The sequence below is a fragment of the Nocardioides silvaticus genome, from assembly GCF_003160695.1.
GTDB classification, from domain to species: domain Bacteria; phylum Actinomycetota; class Actinomycetes; order Propionibacteriales; family Nocardioidaceae; genus Nocardioides; species Nocardioides silvaticus.
In genome coordinates this window covers 107,209-130,000 of the sequence record NZ_QGDD01000006.1, presented here as the reverse complement: position 1 = coordinate 130,000, position 22,792 = coordinate 107,209, and the positions used below count along the sequence as shown (strand labels likewise).

The 22,792-nt window shown below is 69.4% G+C and carries 29 protein-coding genes and 1 pseudogene; 3 read left to right on the top strand and 27 right to left on the bottom strand.

What is annotated here, in order from left to right; all coding sequences use genetic code 11:
- Positions 1–68 precede the first annotated feature (68 nt).
- A complete protein-coding gene (locus DJ010_RS14115) occupies positions 69–710 on the top strand; it encodes a hypothetical protein (protein ID WP_109694846.1) in 642 nt (213 codons plus the stop codon).
- A 27-nt stretch (positions 711–737) separates the two neighbouring features.
- On the opposite strand, the gene DJ010_RS14110 is transcribed toward DJ010_RS14115, so the two are convergent.
- The gene (locus tag DJ010_RS14110; protein ID WP_109694844.1) at positions 738–1,934 is read right to left on the bottom strand and encodes an endonuclease/exonuclease/phosphatase family protein; all 1,197 of its coding nucleotides are present in this window, start codon (positions 1,932–1,934) and stop codon (positions 738–740) included.
- 108 nt (positions 1,935–2,042) lie between these two features.
- Here DJ010_RS14110 and DJ010_RS14105 point away from each other — a divergent pair, with 108 nt between their 5' ends.
- On the top strand, positions 2,043–2,480 hold the full coding sequence (locus DJ010_RS14105; protein ID WP_109694842.1) for a DUF6542 domain-containing protein: 438 nt from the start codon (positions 2,043–2,045) through the stop codon (positions 2,478–2,480).
- On the opposite strand, the gene DJ010_RS14100 is transcribed toward DJ010_RS14105, so the two are convergent.
- The 10 genes from DJ010_RS14100 to DJ010_RS14055 form a co-directional block, all read right to left on the bottom strand.
- Positions 2,429–3,049 (bottom strand): L-threonylcarbamoyladenylate synthase, encoded by a 621-nt coding sequence (locus DJ010_RS14100; protein ID WP_109694840.1) that lies wholly within the window; start codon positions 3,047–3,049, stop codon positions 2,429–2,431. The genes DJ010_RS14105 and DJ010_RS14100 overlap by 52 nt on opposite strands.
- A gap of 22 nt (positions 3,050–3,071) precedes the next feature.
- On the bottom strand, positions 3,072–4,073 hold the full coding sequence (locus tag DJ010_RS14095; protein ID WP_109694838.1) for a 4-hydroxy-3-methylbut-2-enyl diphosphate reductase: 1,002 nt from the start codon (positions 4,071–4,073) through the stop codon (positions 3,072–3,074).
- Between the two features lie 150 nt (positions 4,074–4,223).
- Entirely contained in the window at positions 4,224–4,856 is a 633-nt protein-coding gene (gene rplQ, locus DJ010_RS14090; RefSeq protein WP_109694836.1) for a 50S ribosomal protein L17, read from the bottom strand.
- 69 nt (positions 4,857–4,925) lie between these two features.
- Complete coding sequence (locus tag DJ010_RS14085; protein WP_109694834.1) at positions 4,926–5,942, bottom strand: DNA-directed RNA polymerase subunit alpha; 1,017 nt, start codon at positions 5,940–5,942, stop codon at positions 4,926–4,928.
- Positions 5,943–6,053: 111 nt separating this feature from the next.
- On the bottom strand, positions 6,054–6,662 hold the full coding sequence (rpsD, locus tag DJ010_RS14080; protein ID WP_109694832.1) for a 30S ribosomal protein S4: 609 nt from the start codon (positions 6,660–6,662) through the stop codon (positions 6,054–6,056).
- A gap of 30 nt (positions 6,663–6,692) precedes the next feature.
- A complete protein-coding gene (rpsK, locus tag DJ010_RS14075; RefSeq protein ID WP_038681087.1) occupies positions 6,693–7,094 on the bottom strand; it encodes a 30S ribosomal protein S11 in 402 nt (133 codons plus the stop codon).
- Positions 7,095–7,187: 93 nt separating this feature from the next.
- Positions 7,188–7,562, bottom strand: coding sequence for a 30S ribosomal protein S13 (gene rpsM / locus DJ010_RS14070; RefSeq protein ID WP_109694830.1), 375 nt, complete (start codon positions 7,560–7,562; stop codon positions 7,188–7,190).
- A 277-nt stretch (positions 7,563–7,839) separates the two neighbouring features.
- On the bottom strand, positions 7,840–7,953 hold the full coding sequence (gene rpmJ, locus DJ010_RS14065) for a 50S ribosomal protein L36 (RefSeq protein ID WP_008361054.1): 114 nt from the start codon (positions 7,951–7,953) through the stop codon (positions 7,840–7,842).
- Between the two features lie 107 nt (positions 7,954–8,060).
- Complete coding sequence (infA, locus tag DJ010_RS14060; RefSeq protein WP_028656368.1) at positions 8,061–8,282, bottom strand: translation initiation factor IF-1; 222 nt, start codon at positions 8,280–8,282, stop codon at positions 8,061–8,063.
- 183 nt (positions 8,283–8,465) lie between these two features.
- Entirely contained in the window at positions 8,466–9,545 is a 1,080-nt protein-coding gene (locus DJ010_RS14055) for an LLM class flavin-dependent oxidoreductase (protein WP_109694828.1), read from the bottom strand.
- Between the two features lie 96 nt (positions 9,546–9,641).
- Here DJ010_RS14055 and DJ010_RS22980 point away from each other — a divergent pair.
- A pseudogene (locus DJ010_RS22980) lies at positions 9,642–10,247 on the top strand (phosphatase PAP2 family protein); the annotation flags it as partial.
- Positions 10,248–10,283: 36 nt separating this feature from the next.
- Here the strand turns inward: DJ010_RS22980 and DJ010_RS14045 are convergent.
- The 16 genes from DJ010_RS14045 to rplN all read right to left on the bottom strand — a co-directional run bounded on the left by DJ010_RS14045 (position 10,284) and on the right by rplN (position 22,759).
- The gene (locus DJ010_RS14045) at positions 10,284–12,854 is read right to left on the bottom strand and encodes an FHA domain-containing protein (protein ID WP_109694824.1); all 2,571 of its coding nucleotides are present in this window, start codon (positions 12,852–12,854) and stop codon (positions 10,284–10,286) included.
- A 68-nt stretch (positions 12,855–12,922) separates the two neighbouring features.
- Entirely contained in the window at positions 12,923–13,975 is a 1,053-nt protein-coding gene (locus DJ010_RS14040; protein WP_109694823.1) for a TerC family protein, read from the bottom strand.
- Positions 13,976–14,518: 543 nt separating this feature from the next.
- Positions 14,519–15,619, bottom strand: a complete 1,101-nt coding sequence (locus tag DJ010_RS14035; protein ID WP_109694821.1) for an isochorismate synthase — start codon at positions 15,617–15,619, stop codon at positions 14,519–14,521.
- A gap of 29 nt (positions 15,620–15,648) precedes the next feature.
- Positions 15,649–16,485 carry a type I methionyl aminopeptidase gene (gene map / locus DJ010_RS14030; protein ID WP_109694819.1) on the bottom strand — a complete coding sequence of 279 codons (837 nt, stop codon included), beginning with the start codon at positions 16,483–16,485 and terminating at the stop codon, positions 15,649–15,651.
- Positions 16,486–16,498: 13 nt separating this feature from the next.
- Positions 16,499–17,074, bottom strand: coding sequence for an adenylate kinase (locus DJ010_RS14025; protein WP_109694817.1), 576 nt, complete (start codon positions 17,072–17,074; stop codon positions 16,499–16,501).
- The gene (secY, locus tag DJ010_RS14020; RefSeq protein ID WP_109694815.1) at positions 17,071–18,378 is read right to left on the bottom strand and encodes a preprotein translocase subunit SecY; all 1,308 of its coding nucleotides are present in this window, start codon (positions 18,376–18,378) and stop codon (positions 17,071–17,073) included. Before secY ends, DJ010_RS14025 begins: the two co-directional genes overlap by 4 nt.
- Before the next feature lie 143 nt (positions 18,379–18,521).
- Positions 18,522–18,962 (bottom strand): 50S ribosomal protein L15, encoded by a 441-nt coding sequence (rplO, locus tag DJ010_RS14015; RefSeq protein WP_109694813.1) that lies wholly within the window; start codon positions 18,960–18,962, stop codon positions 18,522–18,524.
- A 1-nt stretch (position 18,963) separates the two neighbouring features.
- On the bottom strand, positions 18,964–19,146 hold the full coding sequence (rpmD, locus tag DJ010_RS14010) for a 50S ribosomal protein L30 (protein ID WP_109694811.1): 183 nt from the start codon (positions 19,144–19,146) through the stop codon (positions 18,964–18,966).
- Positions 19,146–19,787: a 30S ribosomal protein S5 gene (gene rpsE, locus DJ010_RS14005; protein ID WP_109694809.1), complete on the bottom strand. Its 642-nt coding sequence runs from the start codon at positions 19,785–19,787 to the stop codon at positions 19,146–19,148. The genes rpmD and rpsE overlap by 1 nt, the downstream gene beginning before the upstream one ends.
- Positions 19,788–19,814: 27 nt before the next feature.
- Positions 19,815–20,198, bottom strand: coding sequence for a 50S ribosomal protein L18 (gene rplR, locus DJ010_RS14000; RefSeq protein ID WP_109694806.1), 384 nt, complete (start codon positions 20,196–20,198; stop codon positions 19,815–19,817).
- A 2-nt stretch (positions 20,199–20,200) separates the two neighbouring features.
- The gene (gene rplF / locus DJ010_RS13995) at positions 20,201–20,740 is read right to left on the bottom strand and encodes a 50S ribosomal protein L6 (protein WP_109694804.1); all 540 of its coding nucleotides are present in this window, start codon (positions 20,738–20,740) and stop codon (positions 20,201–20,203) included.
- Positions 20,741–20,765: 25 nt separating this feature from the next.
- Positions 20,766–21,170 (bottom strand): 30S ribosomal protein S8, encoded by a 405-nt coding sequence (gene rpsH, locus DJ010_RS13990; RefSeq protein ID WP_109694802.1) that lies wholly within the window; start codon positions 21,168–21,170, stop codon positions 20,766–20,768.
- Positions 21,171–21,239: 69 nt separating this feature from the next.
- Positions 21,240–21,425 carry a type Z 30S ribosomal protein S14 gene (locus tag DJ010_RS13985; protein WP_056599702.1) on the bottom strand — a complete coding sequence of 62 codons (186 nt, stop codon included), beginning with the start codon at positions 21,423–21,425 and terminating at the stop codon, positions 21,240–21,242.
- Between the two features lies 1 nt (position 21,426).
- A complete protein-coding gene (gene rplE / locus DJ010_RS13980; RefSeq protein WP_109694799.1) occupies positions 21,427–22,008 on the bottom strand; it encodes a 50S ribosomal protein L5 in 582 nt (193 codons plus the stop codon).
- Positions 22,008–22,391, bottom strand: a complete 384-nt coding sequence (gene rplX, locus DJ010_RS13975; RefSeq protein ID WP_109694798.1) for a 50S ribosomal protein L24 — start codon at positions 22,389–22,391, stop codon at positions 22,008–22,010. The genes rplE and rplX overlap by 1 nt, the downstream gene beginning before the upstream one ends.
- Entirely contained in the window at positions 22,391–22,759 is a 369-nt protein-coding gene (gene rplN, locus DJ010_RS13970) for a 50S ribosomal protein L14 (RefSeq protein ID WP_109694796.1), read from the bottom strand. The genes rplX and rplN overlap by 1 nt, the downstream gene beginning before the upstream one ends.
- Between the last annotated feature and the right edge of the window lie 33 nt (positions 22,760–22,792).

The following is a 22,792-nucleotide window of genomic DNA, read 5'->3' as shown; positions in this document are numbered from 1 at the left end:
TCGACAACTTCTGCACAGGTCCCCGCGTCTACCTTGAGGACAACGAACCTCGAGCGAGCGGAGCCACCATGCGCACGCACCTGCGGACCCTGACCCTGCTGACGGCCACGATGGCCGCCGGAGCGACCTTGCTGGCCGGTGCCGGCCCGGCCGGCGCGGACGTGACCGCGCCGGACTTCCCGGGCGTCACGCAGATCACCGAGGTGCTGCCCTCCTACGAGGACGCGGACCGGCACATCAAGGACGACCACCCGATCTGGGTCTTCCGCGACGACTGCCAGTCCTACGAGAACGGCCCGAGCGGCAAGGTCCGCAAGTGGGCCTACTACCAGTCCCACGCGGAGCAGGAGTCCTACCCGCGGGTCCACGTGCAGGAGTTCGCCGGCGTGGCCGCCGCGAAGCGGGCCATCCGGACCATCCGGCGCAACATCGAGGGCTGCTACGGGACGATCCGCGAGCCGCGCATCGACGGGGTCTTCATCAAGCGCCCGGCCGACGTGCCCGACCTCGGCGACGGCCGCCCCGTGGCCTGGAAGATGAACGACCACTGGACCCAGGGGCGCGACGGCCTCGAGCGGGTCTACTACAGCCGCCGGATCTGGATGCGCGAGGGCGAGACCGTCATCGGCATCGACCTGTGGGGCGAGGTCGCGCAGTCGCGGGCGACTGCCATCGCGTTGGCCGAGCTCGCGCTCGAGACCGTCGACTGACGGCAGGCCCGCGACTGCGCGCCGCGCTCAGCGCCGGAAGAGCAGGTCGAGGACCACCCCGGCGTGGTCGGAGGGCCAGAGCCCGGTCGCCGGGTCGCGGTCACGGAGCCGGTCGCCGGTGACGTCGCCGGACCGCACCCTGAACGCCTTGCCCGACGCGGTCCGGCCGAAGACGAAGTCGATCCGGTGGTCGAAGCCCTCGGCGGTCTCGTCGTCGACCGTCTCGCTCAGCCCGGACGTCCAGCCCTGATCCGCCGGCGCGAAGCGCAGCCACTGGTCGTGGAAGCCGCTGGCGACGACGGCGTCGTACGCCGCCTTGTGCTCGACCCCGCTGTCGTCGACGGTCGAGCTCAGCGGGTCGGAGTTGAAGTCGCCGACCAGGATCGTGTTGCCCTGGTACGACGCCGGGCCGGCCAGCAGCTCCTCGACCTGCTGCAGCGCGAGGCCGGAGCTGAACGCCTCGAGGTGGGTCGTCACGAACCGGAAGCGCTGCTTCCCTGCCGTGGCGGTGACCCAGGCGAAGCCGCGCACGAAGTCCACGTTCACACCGGCGAGGCCGAGGGACAGCCGCGCGTCGTACTGGCCGCCTCCGGACTTGAGGATCCGCACCGGGGAGGCCTTGCGCTCGAGGACGACGTCGCTGATCGTGACCCGCACGTCCTCGGCGTCGGTCATCGGGTTCTGTGGATCGAGCGGGTTGCCCAGGAAGCTCGGCACCTCGACGTCGGACTCCACCTGCTGGGCGACGGCCTGGTAAGGCGTCCCGGCCTTCTTCAACGCCCGCAGCAGGATCTTGAGGAAGTCCGCGTCGACCTCCGTGGCGTTGGGGACGCCGACCTGGGGCGGCAGGAACTCGACCGGTCCGCTGCGCCACTTCGCGACCTCCTGGAGGCCGATCAGGTCGGGCTTCTTCCGCGAGATCTCGCGCGCGAGGAGCCGGGCACGCGTGCGGAAGTCGGTGCGGGCGAGCGTCTCCTCCATCGCGTGGGCCTCGTGCGCGACCGCGAGCAGCGCCTCGAGCCCCTCCTTCCCGGCGGCCGCCGCGAGCGGCCGGGTGACGTCGACGCCGAGGTAGATGTTGCGGCTCATCACCTCGACGGCGGGCGGCCGGGCGTCCTGGCCACGGTCCGGCGCCGACCGCGACGGCTGGTCCGCAGCGGCGACGTCCGTCGTGACGGCGCACAGGGTGAGCGCGGCGATCGCCAGCGCGATGGGTCGTTTCATTCGGTTCCCTCCCTAGGGGTTCTCCAGCAGAGGCACGCGCCGCCCTCCCAGCGGTCCACTACGGCGTGCCGCGCTCACCGTACGCCCTGATCGACCTAGCGTGGAGGAGTGACGAGCGTCGCGCGCACCCTCGGGGAGGGGGAGGAGCCCGGCCACGAGGTGGCCGCGCTGGCGGTCGCGCTGCTGTTGACGGCGACGACGATCGACCTCGCCCTGGCCGACGAGCTCGGGCTGCTGTTCGACCTGACGTTCGTCACCGTGTGCGCGCGGGCCGCGCTCATGGTGCGACCCGAGAGTTTCTTCACCGTCGGCGTGCTGCCGCCGCTGGCGATGCTCGTCCCGATCGTGCTGCTGGCCTTCGCCGAGCCGGCCGCCATCGCGCACGCGCAGGACGGCGCGGTGCAGGCCACGATCTCCGGGTTGTCCGGCCACGCGGTCGCGCTCGTGATCGGCTACCTGCTGTGCCTGGGGATCCTCGCCGTGCGCAACCAGGTTCAGGCGAACCGGTCCGGGTCGCCGGCGCCGCGCCGCACCAGCTCGGGATAGCCCTCCGACCAGTCGATCACGGTCGTCGGCTCGGCCGGCGTCTCGCCGGCCTCGACCACGATGTCGACCTCGTGGTCCAGCTCCTCCTTGATCTCCCAGCCGAGGGTGCGCGGCTCGGTCTCTCCCGGCAGGATCAGCGAGCTCGACAGCAGCGGCTCGCCGAGCAGGTCGAGCAGCTCGCGGACCAGCGCGTGGTCGGGGATCCGGACGCCGACGGTGCGCTTCTTCGGGTGCAGCAGCCGGCGGGGCACCTCGGGCATCGCAGGGAGGATGAACGTGTAGGGGCCGGGCGTGGCCGCGCGGATCGCGCGGAACGCGGCGTTGTCGACGTGGACCAGCTGGCCGAGCTGGGAGAAGTCGCGGCACACCAGGGTGAAGTGGTGCCGGTCGTCGAGGCCGCGGATCCGCAGGATCCGGTCGCGACCGTCACGGTTGCCGACGCGGCAGCCCAGCGCGTAGCCGGAGTCGGTCGGGTAGGCGATCAGCGCGTCGTCGTGCAGTGCGTCCACGATCTGCTGGAGCAGGCGCGGCTGCGGGTTGTCCGGGTGGACGTCGAGGTACCTGGCCATGGGAGCGCGTGCCGGCGGACGGCTACGGCCGGCCCGCAGCCTTGAGGTCGCGGTGCAGCTCCTTGGGGAGCGAGAACGCCAGCGTCTCCTCCGCCGTCTGCACGGCGCGGGCGTCGGGGTAGCCCTTGTCCGCGAGGTAGGCCAGCACCTCCTGCACCAGGTGGTCCGGCACCGAGGCACCCGAGGTGACGCTGACGGTGCGCACCCCGTCGAGCCAGGCCTCGTCGAGCTCGGTCACGTCGTCGATGCGGTACGACGCCTTCGCGCCCGCCTCGAGCGCGACCTCGACCAGGCGGACCGAGTTGGAGGAGTTGGCCGAGCCCACGACGATCACGAGGTCGGCGGTCGCGCCGATCTCCTTGACCGCGACCTGGCGGTTCTGGGTGGCGTAGCAGATGTCGTCGCTGGGCGGGTCCTCCAGCTGCGGGAACTTCGCCCGGAGCCGTCGTACGGTCTCCATCGTCTCGTCGACGCTGAGCGTGGTCTGGGAGAGCCACGCGAGCTTGGCGTCGGCGGGGAAGTCCAGCCGGTCCACGTCGTCGGGGTGCTCGACGAGCACGGTCTGCTCGGGGGCCTCCCCCGCCGTGCCCTCGACCTCCTCGTGACCGGCGTGGCCGATCAGCAGGATCGTGTAGCCCTCGCGCGCGAACCGCACCGCCTCCCGGTGCACCTTGGTCACCAGCGGGCAGGTGGCGTCGATGGTCTTGAGCTCCCGCTCGGCGGCCTGGCGGTGCACCGCCGGCGAGACGCCGTGGGCGGAGAAGACGACGGTCGCGCCGACCGGGACCTCGTCGAGCTCCTCGACGAAGATCGCACCGCGCTTCTCGAGGTTCGACACCACGTGCTTGTTGTGCACGATCTGCTTGCGGACGTAGACGGGCGCGCCGTACAGGTCCAGCGCCTCTTCGACCGTCACCACCGCCCGGTCCACCCCCGCGCAGTAGCCCCGCGGGTCGGCCAGCAGCACCTGCCGCTCGGCGTCGTCCGGCGACAGCACGCGCGGGTTGCCCAGGTCGATGCTCATGCCTCCAGTCTAGGTGCGCGGCTCCCCACACCCGAATCCCGCGACCCGTCGCAAACTCGCACGTCAACCCCGCCGACCCGTCGCGAACTCGCACGAAAAACACGCCGACCCGTCGCAAGCTCGCGACGGGTCGGCGGGAAGCCGGAGCGGTCAGGCCTTCTCGTCGGTCTCCTCGACCTCGGCAGCAGGCTCCTCGGCAGCCTCAGCGGCCTCGTCCGTGGTCTCGGCCGTCGACTCCGCCTCGGCGGTCTCGACGTCGGTGGCCTCGGTGGAGAGCACCTCGGTGTCGCCAGCCTCGTTGGTCGCCTCGACCTCGGCCGGGGCGGCCTCGTCGGCCTTGGTGACCTCGACCGGAGTGACCTTCGCCTCCGCCTTCTCGGCCTTCTTCGGCGTCGAGGCCTTGGGCTCGTAGGCCTCGTTCACCAGCTCGATCACGGCCATGGGGGCGTTGTCGCCCTGGCGCGGACCGATCTTGGTGATCCGGGTGTAGCCGCCCGGACGCTCGGCGTAGGCCGGCGCGATCTCGGTGAAGAGGTGGTGCACCACACCCTTGTCGGTGATGCTCTTGAGCACCTCGCGACGGTTGTGCAGCGGGTTCTCACCCAGGTGCGCCTTCTTGGCCTTGGTGATCAGCTTCTCGGCGTACGGCCGCAGGGTGCGGGCCTTGGCCTCCGTGGTCGTGATCCGGCCGTGCTCGAAGAGCGCGGTGGCCAGGTTGCGGAGGATGAGCCGCTGGTGGGCCGGGCTACCGCCGAGGCGGGGGCCCTTCTTGGGCTTGGGCATTGCTGTCTCTCATTTCTCCCCGGCCGTACCAGGTACCGGGGTAGTGGGTTCCGGAGGATCCGGAATCGCTCAGTACTGTTCGTCTTCCACGAAGGTGTCGTCGTCGTCGTCGCCGTAGGAGGCGAGGGCGGCGTGCGGGTCGAAGCCCGGCGCGCTGTCCTTGAGGGACAGGCCCATCTCGACGAGCTTGGCCTTGACCTCGTCGATCGACTTCGCACCGAAGTTGCGGATGTCGAGCAGGTCCTGCTCCGAGCGGCTGATGAGCTCACCCACGGTGTGGATGCCCTCGCGCTTGAGGCAGTTGTAGGACCGGACGGTGAGCTGCAGGTCCTCGACCGGCAGGGCCAGGTCGGCGGCGAGCTGCTCGTCGACGGGCGACGGGCCGATGTCGATGCCCTCGGCCTCGACGTTGAGCTCACGGGCCAGGCCGAAGAGCTCGACCAGCGTCTTGCCGGCCGACGCGATGGCGTCGCGGGGCAGGATGGACGGCTTGGTCTCGACGTCGATGACGAGCTTGTCGAAGTCGGTGCGCTGCTCGACACGGGTGGCCTCGACCTTGTAGGTCACCTTCAGCACGGGGCTGTAGATCGAGTCGACCGGCATCCGGCCGATCTCGTTGTCGGCACCCTTGTTCTGGACGGCCGAGACGTAGCCGCGACCGCGCTCGACGACGAGCTCCATCTCGAGCTTGCCGGCCTCGCCCAGGGTGGCGATCTTCAGGTCGGGGTTGTGCACCTCGACACCGGCCGGGGGCGCGATGTCGGCCGCGGTGACGTCACCGGCACCGGACTTGCGGAGGTACATGGTCACCGGCTCGTCGTGCTCCGAGGAGACGACGAGACCCTTGAGGTTCAGGATGATCTCGGTGACGTCCTCCTTGACGCCCTCGATCGTCGAGAACTCGTGGAGCACGCCGTCGACCTTGATGCTGGTGACGGACGCGCCCGGGATGGACGACAGGAGGGTACGGCGGAGCGAGTTGCCGAGCGTGTAGCCGAAGCCCGGCTCCAGCGGCTCGATGACGAACCGCGACCGGAACTGGTCGACGGTCTCCTCTGACAGGGTGGGGCGCTGTGCGATGAGCACTTGTTTCTATCCTTTCCGGACCGACCGCTATATGAAGGCCCAGACGTGGTGCTTGGACGGTTGAAGCTGGGGTGAGGAGCGGGGGCCGCGCGGACGCGACCCCCACCCGCGTCACTTCTTGGAGTAGTACTCCACGATGAGCTGCTCCTGGACCGGGATGTCGATCTGCTCCCGGACCGGCAGCTGGTGCACCAGGATCCGCATGCGGTTCGGCAGCGCCTCGAGCCAGGCCGGCACGACCCGCTCGCCGTGGGTCTCGCGGGCGACGATGAACGGCGTCATCTCCAGCGACTTCTCGCGGACGTCGATGATGTCGTACTGCGTCACCTGGAAGGACGGGATGTCGACCTTCTTGCCGTTGACCAGGAAGTGACCGTGGGTCACCAGCTGGCGGGCGTGGCGGCGGGTCCGGGCGAAGCCGGCGCGGTAGACCACGTTGTCCAGGCGGCACTCGAGCAGCTGCAGCAGGTTGTCACCGGTCTTGCCCTGGCGACGAGCAGCCTCGACGTAGTACTTGTGGAACTGACGCTCCAGCACGCCGTAGGTGAAGCGCGCCTTCTGCTTCTCCTGCAGCTGGTTGCGGTACTCGCTCTCCTTGATCCGCGCGCGGCCGTGCTGGCCCGGCGGGTAGGGGCGCTTCTCGAAAGCGGCGTCCCCGCCGATCAGGTCGACACCGAGACGGCGCGACTTCTTGGTGATGGGGCCGGTGTAGCGGGCCATATCTGTTCGCTCTCCTTCTTCGGTGTCGGGTCAGACGCGCCGGCGCTTGGGCGGGCGGCAGCCGTTGTGCGGGGCGGGGGTCACGTCCTGGATGGTGCCGACCTCGAGGCCGATCGCACCGAGGGACCGGATCGCCGTCTCGCGGCCCGAGCCCGGGCCCTTGACGAAGACGTCGATCTTCTTCATGCCGTGCTCCATCGCCCGACGGCCGGCGGCCTCGGCGGCCATCTGCGCGGCGTACGGGGTGGACTTGCGGGAGCCCTTGAAGCCGACGGTGCCGGCGGACGCCCAGGAGATCACCGCACCGGTCGGGTCGGTGATCGTCACGATCGTGTTGTTGAACGTGCTCTTGATGTGGGCTTCGCCCTGAGCGACGTTCTTCTTCTCCTTGCGGCGGACCTTCTTCGCGCCCGCGCGAGCCTTGGGAGGCATCTATTTACTCCTTGAGAAAGACTGGTCTGAGGCAGCAGTGCCGGGTCTCGGTCCGCCCTCGCCTAACGGCTCGGGCTGCTCGACCACCGGCTACTACTTGGCCTTCTTCTTGCCGGCAACCGTGCGCTTCGGGCCCTTGCGGGTGCGAGCGTTGGTCTTGGTGCGCTGCCCCCGGACCGGAAGGCCCTGGCGGTGGCGGCGACCCTGGTAGCTGCCGATCTCGATCTTCCGGCGGATGTCCGCCTGCACCTCACGGCGCAGGTCACCCTCGATCTTGTACTCCGCTTCGATCGCGTCGCGGAGCTTGACCAGCTCCTCGTCGCCCAGCTGGTGGACGCGCAGGTCGGGGTTGACCCCGGTCTGGGCCAGCAGCTTCTGGGCGCTGGTACGGCCGATGCCGTAGATGTAGGTGAGTGCGACCTCGATGCGCTTGTCGCGCGGCAGGTCGACACCAACAAGGCGTGCCATGAATGGCTTTCCCTTCGATTCACGGTGGTGTGGTCGTGATGCGTCCGAGGTGTCCGACCTCAGCCCCGGCCATCCGCTCCGGAGGTGGTTCGGCCTCGCTCGTCGACCCGGGGGTCGAGCCTCGAGACCTAAGCGATCACGTTGTCGTCGTATTCAGTTGTCGGGGTTGTCGTCCGTCTTACCGGATTTCGACGCGCCCGTTCCGGCTTCGCAAGCTCAGCCGGAGGACTTGCTCAATCTGCGGCCGAGACGCCCGCGCTCCTTCGTCGCGCGTGCTTCAGCCTTGGCGCTGCTTGTGGCGAGGGTTCTCGCAGATCACCATGACGCGGCCGTGGCGACGGATCACCTTGCACTTGTCACAGATCTTCTTGACGCTCGGGTTGACCTTCATGTCAGCCCTTTCTGGTAGCGGCTTGGCGGCCGGCAGCGTGTCGGGAGCAACTCTTTCGGAAGCTTGCTTCCTCCTGAAGTTGCGGAGACACGCTCGACCAGTTCTATCTACTTGTAGCGGTAGACGATCCGGCCCCGGCTGAGGTCGTACGGCGAAAGCTCGACCACGACCCGGTCCTCGGGGAGGATCCGGATGTAGTGCTGGCGCATCTTCCCGCTGATGTGAGCGAGGACCTTGTGGCCGTTGCTCAGCTCGACGCGGAACATCGCGTTGGGAAGGGCCTCCACGACGGAGCCCTCCATCTCGATGACGCCTTCTTTCTTCGCCATGCCGTCCTTCGGGTTGGGAATCGTTACCGGTGGCCCGGGAACCTCCACCCCGGCGGGGTGGTGGACCTCGTGCAGCCGTGCCGCCGCGCTCAACCCCGCCGGAACCGAGGTTCCGTCAGAGCAGCCGCGAGCATGACGACACAGACCCACGTTGGGCCGACACGCCAGTTTAGGGGACGTCGTTCACAAACTCCCAATTGAGGCGGAGCCGACCGGGACCGTGAGCAGCTCGAGCGTGCGCTCGCGCGCCGGCGAGGCGGTCGCGGCGGTCCCCGCCACGGCACCCGCGACCGGGTTCACCATCACCTCGTCGACGCCGTACGACGCCGCGAGCCGCTCGATCTCGGCCTGCGCGCCGGACGCGTCGCCGATCACCCACCGCTCCCGCATCGCCTCGACGAGGCCGGCGTGGCTCTCGGGGAGCCCGGCAGCGATGATCTGCTCGGCCTCCTCGACGGTCCGCAGGGCGGTGAGCGGCTGGCCGGTGCGGAGCGCGACCATCTGCAGCAGCTGCGGCAGCGCCAGCCGGTGCGCCTCCTCGGCGGTGTCCGCCACGGCGGCGTTCACAGTCAGGAAGGTGCGCGGCTCGTCCAGCTCGGGCGAGGGCTGGAAGGTGCTGCGGTAGAGCTCCAGCGCCTCGGCGGTGCCGGAGCCGGAGAAGTGGTGGGCGAAGACGTAGGGCATGCCCTTCTCCGCCGCGAGCCGCGCGGAGTAGTCCGAGGAACCGAGCAGCCAGATCTGCGGGACCGAGCGCGCCGACGGGGTGGCCCTCAGCACGTGGGTGCGACCGCGCAGGGCCAGGCCCACGCCGCTCGGCTCCATCATCGCGAGCACGTTGTCGACGTACTCGGGGAAGCGGTTGACGGCCTCGTCGTCGACGCCGCCGGCGCCGTGGCGGAGCGCCCAGCTCGTCACGGGGTCGGTGCCCGGCGCCCGGCCGATGCCGAGGTCGACCCGGCCCGGGAAGGCCGCCTCGAGCAGCGCGAACTGCTCCGCGACGACCAGCGGGGCGTGGTTCGGCAGCATCACGCCGCCGGAGCCGACCCGGATCTGCGAGGTCTGCGCGCCGATCAGGCCGATCAGCACAGGTGGGTTGGTCGCGGCGACGGCCGGCATGTTGTGGTGCTCGGCGACCCAGTAGCGCCGGTAACCGAGGCGGTCGGCGGTGCGCGCGAGGTCGATCGTGGCGCCCACGGCGTCGGCGGAGGTCTGGTCGGAGCGGACGGGCACCAGGTCCAGCACGGAGAGCGAAGGAGAAGACATCTCTACCTCCAAGGCCCCGCGGCGCCCCGGCATTCCCGATGAGAGCCAGATGAGAGCCTCATAGTCACCTCATTCTGGGTACCTAGCGTCAGTGACATGAACGACGCGAACGCGCTCCTCGCCCGGACGGCGGTGGTCTCCACCGGCGTGCTGGCGCTGCTGGCCATGGTCGTGAGCAACCAGTGGTCGCCGCTGATGGCGCTCGACGACGGCATCGCCGTCGCCGCTCACCAGGCAACGTCCGGGCACGACCTGATGATCGACACCTGGAGCGCCGTCTCCTCGTGGGCCGGACCCGACGTGCTGCGGCAGCTGATGATGGTCGTCGCGGTCGGGCTGGTCCTGGGCCGGCGCTTCGTCGCCGGCGCCTGGCTCTTCGGCCTGGCGGTCCTGGAGTCGTACGCCGCCCCGGCCGCCAAGCTGGTCCTCGAGCGCCCCCGACCGGAGTGGTCGGACCCGATCACGACCGCCGGCGCCACGTCGTTCCCCTCGGGCCACGCGACCGCCGCTGCCACCGCGGCGGTGGCCCTCGTGCTCGTCGTCCTCGGGCTGGTGCGGTCGCAGCGGGTGCGCCGGTTCGCCATCGCGCTCGCGGTCGCGACCGTGGCCGCCGTCGGCGCCAGCCGGATCTTCCTCGGCGTGCACTACCTCTCCGACATCGTCGGTGGCATCGCCTTCGGGACGCTGCTGACGGTGGCGACGGCGTGGGTCGTCGGGCTGCTGCGCCCCGGCTTCCTGTCAGTCGTCTCCGACGGAGCTGCGGTGGGTCAGCCAGAGGCCGATGCCCGTCGCGGTCAGGAACAGGGCGCCGAGCACGCCCATGTCCATCAGGTAGTGGCCGGCTCCGTCGAGCGCGATCCAGTCCTCCTCACCCGGCGGTAGCCCGCGTCCCAGGCCCATCGCGGAGGAGGAGGCGGCGTACGCCCACCGCGACGGTGCCAGCCACGCGACCTGCTCGAGCACCGGTCGCCCGGCCACCGCGAACAGCGACCCGGACAGCACCAGCTGGAGCATGATCACGCCGACCAGGGTCGGCATCGTCTGCTCGGTGCTGGTCACCAGCGCCGATATCGCCAGCCCGGCGACGGCCATCGTGACGGCGAGCAACGCGATCGCCGCGGCGAGCCGGATCGTCCCCGCGTCTCCGTCCGGTCCGGGCAGGCCGACCGTCGCCAGGAACGTGACGAGCAGGCCTTGCAGGAGCGCGGCGGTGCCGAGCACCAGCACCTTGCTGAGGAAGTAGATGCTGGGCGACAGGCCGACGGCGTACTCCCTCCGGAAGATCGGCCGCTCCCCCACCAGCTCGCGGATGGCGATCGCCGTGCCCATCAGGCACGCAGCCACGAGGAGGACGATCAGCCGTTGTCGCGCCTCGCCCTGGTCGAAGACCATCTGCACGACGTTGCCGACCGGCATTCCGTCGCGCATCAGCTGGCACTTCCCCTCGCCGACGCGCTCGGTCTCACCGGGACAGAACAGTGAGGCGTCGAGGGAGAAGCCGTTCTTGCCGGGAACCAGCCGGCTGAGCCCACCGAGGATCAGCGGCAGCAGCACCAGCATCCCGAGCAGGAGCCGGTCCGAGACCACGACCGCGGCGTTGCGGCTGATGAGCGTCGACAGCTGCCGTCCGAGCGACTGCTGCGGCGGCGCGGGTACGGCGGACACCGCCGCCGGGAGCGCCCCCGTCGTGGCGGCCAGCGGGGCCTGGGCGGGGATCCGCTGCCACAGGTCGGGCTCGTCGAGCAGGTCGAAGACCTCGGGATAGCTCGCGCACCCGAAGTGCTCGAGGACACCCGACGGCGGCCCGAAGTAGGCGATCCTGCCGCCCGGCGCCAGCACCATCACGTTGTCGCAGACGTCGAGGGCGAGCACCGAGTGGGTGACCACCATGACCACCCGTCCACCGTCGGCGAGGCCGCGCAGCTGCTTCATCACCTCGAGGTCGAGGCCGGGGTCGAGACCCGAGGTCGGCTCGTCGAGGAAGAGCAGCGGCGGCGCGGTCAGCAGCTCGGTGGCGATCGACACCCGCTTCTTCTGGCCGCCGGAGAGCTGGGTGCCGATCCGGTTGTCGAGCCGGGCGGTGAGCTGGAGCTGGTCGGCCACCTGGGCGACGCGCGCGTCCTGCTCGGCGCGCGTGGTGTCGGGCGGCAGGCGGAGCCGGGCGGCGTACCGCAGCGCCTGGCGCACCTTGAGCTGCGGGTGCTGGATGTCCTGCTGCGGCACCAGGCCGATCTGGAACCGGAGCTGGTCGTAGTGCGCGTAGAGGTCGTGCCCCTGCCAGATGACGCGGCCGTGGGTCGCCGGCCGCAGGCCGGTGAGCGCGCCCAGCAGCGTCGACTTGCCGGCGCCCGACGGGCCGATGACGGCGGTCAGGCTCGACGGCTTGAGCTGGAAGGACGCGTTCTGCAGGAGCTGGCGCCCGTCCGGGAGCGCGACGGTGAGCCCGTCGGCGTACAGCGTGAACTCGTGGGTGGTCGCCGACGCCAGCAGCTGGGTGCCGTCCCAGCGGAACGTCTGGTTGCCGATGATCACCTCGTCGCCGACGGTGAGCTGCGCCTTCCCCTGGATCCGGTGACCGTTGACGAAGGTGCCGTTGAAGCTCCTCAGGTCCTCCAGGACGGCGACGCCGCCCGGGGCGCCGGGATCGAGCCGCGCGTGCTGCCGGCTGACCAACGGGTCGTTCAGGACCACGTCGTTGCCGTGCTCGCGACCGATGGTGAGCGCCCGGCCGGCCGCGACCTGCTGCGGCAGGACGACGGAGTGGTTGTGCTGGAGCTGGCCCGGCGGTACGACGTTCTGCGGCTCCCAAGCGTCCACCGGCGCCGCCTGGGCGGGCAGCTGCGGTGGCGGCAGGTTGCGCCACCACTCCGAGGCCGGGACGTCCGGTGCCTGCGGTGCCTGCGGGGAGGGCGGGGCCGGCCGGGCCGACTGCGGCGGCAACGGGCGCGAGCCCTGCGGCACGGGCGCCGGAGCGACGGGGTTCGTGGCGGGCAGCAGGGTGACCAGCACGGCCTCGGCCGCCGGGCCGCCGAGGTGCAGGCTCAGCGGGTTGGCGGGTACGGCGATCCGGCTGATCCGCTGCCCGCCGACGAACGTGCCGTTGCTGCTGGTGTCGACGACGACCCACGCGTCACCCTCCCGCTGGAGGACGGCGTGGTGGCGGGAGGCGAGGGGCTCCTGGACGACGACGTCGCAATCGGTCTCGCGGCCGATGACGACGCGGTCGCCGTCGTACGTCCGGGTCGCCCCTGCCCACTCGACCTGGAGACGGTCGCGACCGCCGCCGGGCGTGCTGGGTGTGTTGGTCAACGGGCCTCGTCGGGGTCGGGAGCGGGAAACGGCACGAGAACTTTAACCGTGCCCCGCGACCCGCGTGGTCACTCCCGCCAGTCAGGCCCGGGAGTGTCGTCGGTGTCGACGTGGTCACCGGCCTCGGCCAGGACCTCCTCCTTGGCCTCCGGGTCCTTCGACGACTTGACCAGGCTCGCCACCGCCGTGAGCACGAGCGTCACGATGATCACGCCGAGGCTGACGAGCGAGGAGATCTCCGGCGCCGACTTCACGTGCTCACCGCCGTTGATGAAGGGCAGCTCGTTCTCGTGCAGCGCGTGCAGGAAGAGCTTCACCCCGATGAACGCCAGGATGAACGCCAGACCGAGGGACAGGTAGACCAGCCGCTTCAACAGTCCACCGAGCAGGAAGTAGAGCTGTCGCAGACCCATCAGCGCGAACACGTTGGCCGTGAAGACGAGGTAGGGCTCCTGGGTGATGCCGAAGATCGCCGGGATCGAGTCCAGCGCGAACAGGATGTCGGTGACGCCGAGCGCGATGATCACGATCACGATCGGCGAGACCACCCGGGCGCCGTTCTCGTGGTACCAGAGCTTGAGGCCGTGGTACTTCTCGCCCACGTTGAGGTGGCTGCGGGCGAACTTCACGATGCGGTTGTCCTCGGGGTGCTCGTCCTCGTGCGAGCGGTAGGACCGCACCAGCCCGTAGGCCGTGTAGACCAGGAACGCACCGAAGATGTAGAAGACCCAGCTGAAGTTCTCGATGAGCGCGTAGCCCAGCGCGATGAAGATGCCGCGGAAGATCAGCGCGAGCACGATCCCGACCAGCAGCGCCTCCTGCTGGTACTTCCGGGGCACCTTGAGCGCCGACATCAGGATGATGAAGACGAAGAGGTTGTCGATGGACAACGAGTACTCGGTCAACCACCCCGTGTAGAACTCGATGCCGTAGTCATGGCCGTGGTGCAGCCAGACGAACAGGCCGAACGCGATCGCCGCTCCGATGTAGAAGCAGAGCGCGACCGCGCACTCCTTCATCGTCGGCTCGTGCGGGTCGCGTGCGATGACGACGACGTCGAAGAGCAGCACGCCGACGGTGGCGGCGAGGGTGATGGTCCATTCCAGGGTGGTGACGTCCACAGAGGGCCTCTCGGTGATACGGGGTCGTTCGGACTCCCGAGGTCTCTTCCGTCGCCCGCCGGCGACCCACGCTCCCGGACCGGCCTGGTCGGGCACCGGTCGTGATGACGAGAACGCGGCGGAGGAATACTCCCCTCTGGTGTACCCATCCTTCCACAGGGGCATCCGGTTGCCGCATCGTGGGACCGCGGAGCCGCTGCGCTGAGCCCGCGCCACACCCGGCTCCACGACGGGGTGGATGTGGTTTCGATGTGCCACGTGGCCGGTCACCGGCGAACACGACAGGTGAGGCCCACCCACCCCGAGGGGTCGGTCGTGCTCGCCGGGCGGTGGGGCCGGGAGGTCCAGGTCAAGCGGGAGGGTCGCGCCGGCGGGGCGTGGATGGGTCTGGCTCCGTCGCCCAGCACCGCGGGAGCGAAGCGACCGCGCTGCTGGGGGACGGATGTGGTTGCCCCGCCGGCGCGAGCCCTCCCGCGCAGGCCGAGGACCTCCCGGCACCACCGCCCCACCCGCGCGGCCCCCACATCAAAGCCAGCGCAGCGCCTAGCCCAGTCCCGCGACCTTCGTCATCGTCTCGAGCTTCGCTCCGGTCTCGCGGACCTCGGAGTCGGGGTCGGAGCCGGCGACGATGCCGGCACCGGCGAACAGCCGCATCCGGGGGCCGTCGATGACGGCCGCGCGGATGGTGATGGCGAAGACGCCGTCGCCGGAGCCGTCGACCCAGCCGACGCAGCCGGCGAAGTAGTCGCGCAGGTCGCCCTCGAGGTCGGCGATGGCCTCGGCGGCGGCCGCGGCGGGGACGCCGCCGACGGCGGGAGTCGGGTGCAGCATCTGGGCGAGGCGGAGCGCGCTGGGGCCGGTGGCCGGGTCCTCGAGCCGCGCGGTGATCGGGGAGGCGAGGTGCCAGACGGTGTCGGTCGCGAGCAGCTCGGGGCCGGTCGGCGGCTCGACGTCGACACAGACCTCCTTCAGCGCGTGGACGATGGCGTCGACGACGAAGGCGTGCTCGGCGAGGTCCTTCTCGGAGGCGGCCAGGGATCCGGCTCGGCGTGCGTCCTCGTCGGGGTCGGGCGAGCGCGGGACGGAGCCGGCGAGCGGCGTGCAGCAGATCCGGTCGCCCTCGCGGCTGACGAGGAGCTCGGGCGAGGCGCCGACGAGGAGCGGGCCCTCGTCGAGGGTCTCGGTCAGCGGCACGGAGAAGACGTAGCGGCCGGGCCGGGTGACGAGCAGCCGGTCGATGATCTCGGCGGGCTCGAGCGGCGGGTCGCTGATGACGTCGAGGCACCGGCCGATGACGACCTTGCGGACCACGCCGGCGGCGATCTTGTCGAGGACGGCACGGACCATGTCGGCGTACGCCTCGGCGCTGGGGAACTCGCGCACGTCATAGGAGCGGTTACGCGGCGGGGTGGCGGGCCGGTGGAGCGGCCGCTCGGAGCCGGTGACCTGGTGCAGGATGCCCGGCGCGCCGGCGGCGAAGGAGAGGGCGCCGATCGCGCGCTCCCCCGGCTGGAGCGCGGCGACGACGCCGTCGGCCCAGGCCGGGTCCGCCCAGTCCGGGGAGCTCCAGGTGCGGTGGACCCGGTCGGCAACGTAGGCGTCCTCGCCGGAGGCGAAGAGCAGCGGTCGCGCGGGAAGGGCCATGCTCGATGATAGGTCGCGGCCGTCGGCGATCACGCGGGGCCACCGTACGGAGCGCCGAGCCGCTCGAGCGCGGCCCGGCCGCCGTCGTGGGCGGTCAGCACCCAGACGCCGGTGTCGGTGAGGGCGAAGGTGTGCTCGAAGTGAGCGGCCACCGAACCGTCCGTCGTCAGGACGGTCCACTCGTCCTCGGCGACCCGGGTGTCGGCGGAGCCGATGGTGACCATCGGCTCGACCGCCAGGGCGAGGCCCTTCTTCAGCCGGGGGCCGCGACCGGCACGGCCGTAGTTCGGCACGTCGGGCGGCAGGTGCATCTCGGTGCCGATGCCGTGACCGGTGTAGCCCTCGACGATGCCGTAGTCGCCCTGCGTGTCGACGTGGTGCTCGACCGCGTGGGAGATGTCGCCCACCCGGCCGCCGACCCGGGCGGCGGCCAGCCCCTGCCAGAGCGCCTCCTCGGTGACGCGCATCAGCTCGGTGACCCTGGGGGGCACGGCACCGACGGCGACCGTGATCGCCGCGTCACCGTGCCAGCCCTGCCCGGACCCGTCGGCCACGATCGCTCCACAGTCGATCGAGACGACGTCGCCCTCGGCCAGCACCTGTGCGCCGGGGATCCCGTGCACCACGGCGTCGTTGACCGACGCGCAGATGGTGGCGGGGAACGGCGGCTCGCCGTACCCCAGGAACGACGGTGTCGCTCCCCTCGACCGGATCAGGTCCTCGGCGACCCGGTCGAGCTCGGCGGTCGAGACGCCGGGACGTACGGCGTCGCGCACCGCCGCCAACGCATCGGCGACGACGAGCCCGGCCTCCCGCATGAGCAGGATCTGCTCCGGGGTCTTGATCTCGAGGTTGGTGTTGAACAACGAGCGGGCGGATCTAGCTCTGCTCGATGTTGTCGAGGGCCTCGAAGATGCGCTTCGTGACGTCCTCGACGGCGCCCATCCCGTCGATCTCGTGGACCAGGCCACGGTCGCGGTAGACGGCGATCAGCGGCTCGGTCTCCTCCAGGTAGATCTCCTGGCGGCGGCGGATGACGTCCTCGGTGTCATCGGCGCGGCCGTCGGTCTTCGCCCGCGCCAGCAGGCGCGCCACGAGCTCGTCCTGGTCGCACGTCAGCACCACGACCGCGTCGAGGCGGTGGCCGGTGTGCGCGATCATGCCGTCGAGCTCCTCGACCTGGGCGAGCGTCCGCGGGTAGCCGTCGAGCAGGAAGCCGGTGTCGGCGTCCGGCTCGTCGATCCGGTTGCGCACCATCCGGTTGGTGACCTCGTCGGGGACGTACTCACCGGCATCCATGTACTTCTTCGCCTCGACGCCCAGGGGCGTGCCCTGGGAGACGTTGGCGCGGAAGATGTCGCCGGTGGAGATCGCCGGGACCCCGAAGTGGTCGGCGACGAACTTGGCCTGGGTGCCCTTGCCGGCGCCCGGGGGGCCCATGAGAATCAGCCTCAACGCAGGAATCCTTCATAGTTGCGCTGCTGGAGCTGGCTCTCGATCTGCTTCACCGTGTCGAGCGCGACGCCCACCATGATCAGGATGGACGTGCCGCCGAACGGGAAGTTCTGGTTGGCGTCGATCATCACCAGCGCGATCAGCGGGATCAGCGAGATCAGGCCCAGGTAGAGAGCACCCGGCAGCGTGATGCGGGAAAGGACGTAGGACAGGTAGTCCTGAGTCGGCTTGCCCGCCCGGATCCCGGGGATGAAGCCGCCGTACTTCTTCATGTTGTCGGCCACCTCTTGCGGGTTGAAGGTGATCGACACGTAGAAGTAGGTGAAGAAGATGATGAGCAGGAAGTAGGTCGCCATGTAGAGCGGGTGGTCACCGACGACGAAGTAGTCGGCGACGAACTTCACCCACGCCGAGTCGCTCGTCTGGTTGAACTGCACCGCCATCGCCGGCAGGTAGAGCAGCGAGGAGGCGAAGATGACCGGGATGATGCCGGCCTGGTTGACCTTCAACGGGATGTAGGTCGAGCTGCCGCCGAACATCTTGCGGCCGACCATCCGCCGCGCGTACTGCACCGGGATCCGGCGCTGCGCCTGCTCGATGAAGATGACCGCGGCCACGATGACCAGACCGATGGCGATCACGACGCCGAAGGTCCACCAGCCCTGGCTCTTCTGGACCGCCCACAGCGAGGCCGGGAAGGTCGCGACGACCTGGGTGAAGATCAGGATCGACATGCCGTTGCCGATGCCACGCTCGGTGATGAGCTCGCCGAGCCACATGATCACCGCGGTGCCGGCGGTCATGGTGATGACCATGACCAGGAACGTCGTCGTGTTGTCCTGGTGCAGCAGCGGATAGGTCTCGGTGTCGCAGTTCTGCAGCAGGCTGCCGGTGCGCGCGAGCGCGACGATGCCGGTCGCCTGGAGCACCGCGAGGCCGAGCGTGAGGTAGCGCGTGTACTGCGTGATCTTCGTCTGACCGGCCTGGCCCTCCTTTTTGAGGGCCTCCAACCGCGGGATCACGACCACGAGCAGCTGCAGGATGATGCTGGCCGTGATGTACGGCATGATCCCGAGCGCGAAGACGGTGAGCTGCAGCAGCGCCCCGCCCGAGAACAGGTTGATCAGGTTGTAGATCCCGGTGTTGTTGGCCTCGTCGCCCAGGCAGTGCTGGACGTTGGAGACGTGCACCCCGGGGGCCGGGATCTGGGAGCCCAACCGGAACACGAAGATGATGAACAGGACGAACAGCAGCTTCCGCCGCAGGTCCGGAGTCCGGAATGCGTTCACGAACGCGGTGAGCACTGAAGGTCCTCTTTCTTCACGGGGCCGTCGACACCTTGAGGGCCGTCGGGAAGCCTAACAGGATGCGAGAAAGGCGCGGCCGCCCTGCCAGATGATGCTGTCAGGGCGACCGCGCCTCACTCACGAGTCGGTCACAGAACAGGTCACAGGACGGTGACGCTGCCGCCCGCGCTCTCGATCTTCTCCTTGGCGGAGGCCGAGAAGGCGTGGGCGGAGACAGCGGCCTTGACCGTCAGGTCACCCTGGCCGAGCACCTTGACGAGCTCGCCCTTGCGGACGGCGCCGCGGGCCACGAGCTCCTCGGGGGTGACGTCGCCACCGTCCGGGAACAGCGCGCTGATCTTGTCGAGGTTGACGACCTGGTAGGTCACCTTGAAGGGGTTCTTGAAGCCCTTCAGCTTCGGCAACCGCATGTGGATCGGCATCTGGCCACCCTCGAAGGCGACCGGGACCTGGTAGCGGGCCTTGGTGCCCTTGGTGCCGCGACCCGAGGTCTTGCCCTTCGAACCCTCACCGCGACCGACGCGGATCTTGTCCTTCTTGGCACCGGGCGCGGGGCGCAGGTGGTGCAGCTTGAGCGTCATTTCACTTCACCTCTTCGACCGTCACGAGGTGACGGACGGTCTGGACCATGCCCCGGATCTCGGGACGGTCCTCCTTGACCACGACGTCGCCGATGCGCTTGAGGCCGAGCGAGCGCAGGGTGTCGCGCTGGTTCTGCTTGCAGCCGATCGACGACTTCTTCTGCTGGACCTTGAGCTGCGCCATCAGGAGCTCACCCCTGCGGCGGCCTTGGCGGCGGCAGCAGCCTCCGCCTCGCCCTCGGCCTTCGCCTTGAGGAGCGCCGACGGGGCGACGTCCTCGACCGGGAGGCCACGGCGCGAGGCCACGGTCTCCGGCATCTCCAGCATCTGGAGGGCGGTCACGGTCGCGTGCACGATGTTGATCTGGTTCGACGAGCCCAGCGACTTGCTGAGGACGTCGTGGATGCCGGCGCACTCGAGGACGGCGCGCACCGGGCCACCGGCGATCACACCGGTACCGGGCGCCGCCGGCCGCAGGAAGACGACGCCTGCCGCCTTCTCACCCTGGACCGGGTGCGGGATGGTGCCCTGGATGCGGGGGACGCGGAAGAAGTTCTTCTTCGCCTCCTCGACACCCTTGGCGATCGCCGCGGGCACCTCCTTGGCCTTGCCGTAGCCGACGCCGACCAGACCGTCACCGTCACCGACGACCACGAGGGCGGTGAAGCTGAAGCGACGACCACCCTTCACGACCTTGGCAACGCGGTTGATCGCGACGACCCGCTCGACGTACTGGCTCTTGTCCGCACCGCCGCGCCGGTCGTCACGACCGCCGCGTCCGCCGCGGTCGCCGCCAGAACGCTGTCCGCGCTGGGGTCCGCTCATGATTTCTCCTCAGTCCTTGCTTCGCGATCAGAAGGTCAGGCCGCCCTCGCGGGCGCCATCTGCTAGGGCCGCGATGCGACCGTGGTACTTGTTGCCGGCCCGGTCGAACACGACCGACTCGACGCCGAGCTCCTTGGCCCGGGCCGCGACGAGCTCGCCGACCTTCTTCGCCTTCGCGGTCTTGTCGCCGTCGAACGTCCGCACGTCGCCCTCCATGGTGGAGGCGTACGCGAGCGTCTTGCCGACCAGGTCGTCGACGACCTGGACCGTGATGTGCTTGCTCGAACGGGTGACCACCAGGCGCGGACGCTCGGCGGTGCCGTTGATCTTCTTGCGGCCACGGATCTGGCGGCGCAGGCGCGACTGCGCGCGCGCCGAGAGGTGCCGCTGGTGCTTGAGGGTGATCGCCATGGTCACTTACCAGCCTTTCCGACCTTGCGGCGGACGTGCTCGCCGGCGTAACGGACGCCCTTGCCCTTGTAGGGCTCGGGCTTGCGGAGCTTGCGGATGTTCGCCGCGACCTCGCCGACCTGCTGCTTGTCGATGCCGACGACACCGAGCTTGGTCGGGCCATCGACGGTGAAGGTGATGCCCTCCGGCGCGTCGAAGATGATCGGGTGCGAGTAGCCGAGCTGGAACTCCAGCTGGGTCGGGCCCTTTGACAGGACGCGGTAGCCCACGCCGACGATCTCGAGCTTCTTCTCGTAGCCCTCGGTCACGCCCACCACCATGTTGTTGATCAGGGTTCGGGTGAGGCCGTGGAGCGACTTGCTGACCCGCTCGTCGTCAGGACGCTTGACGTCGAGGACGCCTTCGCCCTTCTCGACGACGATGGGGGCAGCCACGGTGTGGGTGAGGGTGCCCTTGGGGCCCTTCACCGTCACGACGGGGCCGTCGAGGGCCACGTCGACGCCGGTCGGGACCGGGACGGGGAGCTTGCCGATGCGCGACATTGCTGTTCCTCTCTTCCTGGTCTCGTCACCAGACGTAGGCGAGGACTTCCCCACCCACGCCCTTCTGGTTTGCCTGGCGGTCGGTCAGCAGGCCCTGGCTCGTCGAGATGATCGCGACGCCCAGGCCGCCGAGCACCTTCGGGAGACCCGTGTGCTTGGCGTAGACCCGCAGGCCCGGCTTGCTGATGCGGCGGACGCCGGCGATCGAGCGCTCACGGTTGCGGCCGTACTTGAGCGTGATCGTGAGCGTCTTGCCGACGCCGTTCTCGTTGTCCGCGACGTCGAAGGAGGTGATGTAGCCCTCCTGCTTGAGGATCTCCGCGACGCCCTGCTTCAGCTTGCTGTACGGCATCGACACCGCGTCGTGGTACGCCTGGTTGGCGTTGCGCAGACGAGTCAACATGTCTGCGATCGGGTCGGTCATCGTCATGATGTGTGTTCCTTCTGCTGCGGTTTCCGCCCGCACCCGGGCGAGTGGACCTTCAGCTGTTAGTGGTGGTTACCAGCTCGACTTGGTGACGCCGGGGAGCTCGCCGCGGTGGGCCATCTCCCGCAGGCAGATCCGGCACAGGCCGAACTTGCGGTAGACCGACTTGGGCCGACCGCAGCGCTGGCAACGGGTGTAGCCGCGCACCGCGAACTTGGGCTTGCGGGCCGCCTTGACCTTGAGCGAAGTCTTCGCCATGTCAGTTCTCCTTGAACGGGAAGCCGAGCTGCTTCAGCAGCGCGCGACCCTGCTCGTCGTTCGTCGCAGTGGTGACGATCGTGATGTCCATGCCGCGGCTGCGGTCGATCTTGTCCTGGTCGATCTCGTGGAACATGACCTGCTCGGTGAGACCGAAGGTGTAGTTGCCCTTGCCGTCGAACTGCTTCGGGCTCAGGCCGCGGAAGTCCCGGATCCGGGGCAGCGCCAGCGACAGCAGCCGGTCGAGGAACTCCCACATGCGGTCGCCCCGCAGGGTGACGTGGGTGCCGATCGGCATGCCCTCGCGCAGCTTGAACTGGGCGATCGACTTGCGCGCCTTGGTGACGGCCGGCTTCTGACCCGTGATCTGGGTGAGGTCGCGGATGGCGCCCTCGATCAGCTTGGAGTCGCGAGCCGCCTCGCCGACGCCCATGTTGACCACGATCTTGACCAGGCCGGGGACCTGCATGACGTTGGCGATCTCGAACTCGGACCGGATCGCGGGGAGAATCTCCTCGCGGTACTTGGTCTTGAGCCGGGGCGTGACCTTCTCGGTCACCGTGGCCTCGGAGGTCTCGGTCATCAGATTTCCTTCCCGGTCTTGCGGGAGATCCGGACGCTGCGCGTCGAGGAGTACTCCGAGCCGTCAGGGCGACGCTTGGTCACCTCGACCCGCTTGAAGCCGATCCGGGTGACGCCGTCACCCTCGACCAGCATCACGTTGGAGACGTGGATGGGGGCCTCGGTGGTGATGATGCCGCCGGTGCTGCCCGCACGGCCGCCCTGGTTGACGACCTTGGTGTGCTTCTTGATGCGGTTGACACCCTCGACGATCACCCGCTGCTCCTCGCGGAGCACCTTGATGACCTTGCCCTCGGCGCCCTTGTCCTTGCCGGCGATGACCTTGACGGTGTCGCCCTTCTTGATGGAGACCTTCGGCGTCTTCTTGCCGTTCGACTTCGTCATCACAGCACCTCCGGTGCGAGCGAGATGATCTTCATGAACTTCTTCTCGCGCAGCTCGCGGCCGACAGGGCCGAAGATGCGGGTGCCGCGCGGCTCGCCGTCGGACTTGAGGATCACGGCGGCGTTCTCGTCGAACTTGATGTACGAGCCGTCACCGCGGCGGCGCTCCTTGACGGTGCGCACGACGACGGCCTTGACGACGTCACCCTTCTTGACGTTGCCACCGGGGATCGCGTCCTTGACGGTGGCGACGATGACGTCGCCGATCCCGGCGTAGCGACGACCCGAGCCGCCGAGAACCCGGATGCAGAGGATCTCCTTCGCACCGGTGTTGTCGGCGACCTTCAGTCGCGACTCCTGCTGAATCATCAGTTTCTCCTGGTTGTCGTGCCGGTTCTCGTC

What these genes read in the sequence shown, in the direction of transcription:
- rpsK (WP_038681087.1), bottom strand. Translation starts at nt 7,094, where the DNA reads ATGCCTCCCAAGGCTCGCGCGGGCGCGAAGAAGGTCCGCCGCAAGGAG.
- rpsD (WP_109694832.1), bottom strand. Translation starts at nt 6,662, where the DNA reads ATGGCCCGCTACACCGGCCCCATCACCAAGAAGTCGCGCCGTCTCGGT.
- DJ010_RS14110 (WP_109694844.1), bottom strand. Translation starts at nt 1,934, where the DNA reads ATGAAACGACCCATCGCGCTGGCGATCGCCGCGCTCACCCTGTGCGCC.
- rplX (WP_109694798.1), bottom strand. Translation starts at nt 22,391, where the DNA reads ATGACGAAGTCGAACGGCAAGAAGACGCCGAAGGTCTCCATCAAGAAG.
- DJ010_RS14100 (WP_109694840.1), bottom strand. Translation starts at nt 3,049, where the DNA reads ATGGCCAGGTACCTCGACGTCCACCCGGACAACCCGCAGCCGCGCCTG.
- DJ010_RS14095 (WP_109694838.1), bottom strand. Translation starts at nt 4,073, where the DNA reads ATGAGCATCGACCTGGGCAACCCGCGCGTGCTGTCGCCGGACGACGCC.
- rpmJ (WP_008361054.1), bottom strand. Translation starts at nt 7,953, where the DNA reads ATGAAGGTCAACCCGAGCGTCAAGAAGATCTGTGACAAGTGCAAGGTG.
- rpmD (WP_109694811.1), bottom strand. Translation starts at nt 19,146, where the DNA reads ATGGCGCAGCTCAAGGTCCAGCAGAAGAAGTCGTCGATCGGCTGCAAG.
- DJ010_RS14055 (WP_109694828.1), bottom strand. Translation starts at nt 9,545, where the DNA reads ATGTCTTCTCCTTCGCTCTCCGTGCTGGACCTGGTGCCCGTCCGCTCC.
- rpsE (WP_109694809.1), bottom strand. Translation starts at nt 19,787, where the DNA reads ATGAGCGGACCCCAGCGCGGACAGCGTTCTGGCGGCGACCGCGGCGGA.
- rplE (WP_109694799.1), bottom strand. Translation starts at nt 22,008, where the DNA reads ATGACCGAGACCTCCGAGGCCACGGTGACCGAGAAGGTCACGCCCCGG.
- rplR (WP_109694806.1), bottom strand. Translation starts at nt 20,198, where the DNA reads ATGGCGATCACCCTCAAGCACCAGCGGCACCTCTCGGCGCGCGCGCAG.
- rplO (WP_109694813.1), bottom strand. Translation starts at nt 18,962, where the DNA reads ATGACGCTCAAGCTGCACCACCTGCGCCCCGCGCCCGGTGCCAAGAAG.
- rplF (WP_109694804.1), bottom strand. Translation starts at nt 20,740, where the DNA reads ATGTCGCGCATCGGCAAGCTCCCCGTCCCGGTCCCGACCGGCGTCGAC.
- DJ010_RS14115 (WP_109694846.1), top strand. Translation starts at nt 69, where the DNA reads ATGCGCACGCACCTGCGGACCCTGACCCTGCTGACGGCCACGATGGCC.
- rpsH (WP_109694802.1), bottom strand. Translation starts at nt 21,170, where the DNA reads ATGACGATGACCGACCCGATCGCAGACATGTTGACTCGTCTGCGCAAC.
- infA (WP_028656368.1), bottom strand. Translation starts at nt 8,282, where the DNA reads ATGGCGAAGAAAGAAGGCGTCATCGAGATGGAGGGCTCCGTCGTGGAG.
- DJ010_RS13985 (WP_056599702.1), bottom strand. Translation starts at nt 21,425, where the DNA reads ATGGCGAAGACTTCGCTCAAGGTCAAGGCGGCCCGCAAGCCCAAGTTC.
- rplN (WP_109694796.1), bottom strand. Translation starts at nt 22,759, where the DNA reads ATGATTCAGCAGGAGTCGCGACTGAAGGTCGCCGACAACACCGGTGCG.
- rpsM (WP_109694830.1), bottom strand. Translation starts at nt 7,562, where the DNA reads ATGGCACGCCTTGTTGGTGTCGACCTGCCGCGCGACAAGCGCATCGAG.
- DJ010_RS14035 (WP_109694821.1), bottom strand. Translation starts at nt 15,619, where the DNA reads ATGGCCCTTCCCGCGCGACCGCTGCTCTTCGCCTCCGGCGAGGACGCC.
- rplQ (WP_109694836.1), bottom strand. Translation starts at nt 4,856, where the DNA reads ATGCCCAAGCCCAAGAAGGGCCCCCGCCTCGGCGGTAGCCCGGCCCAC.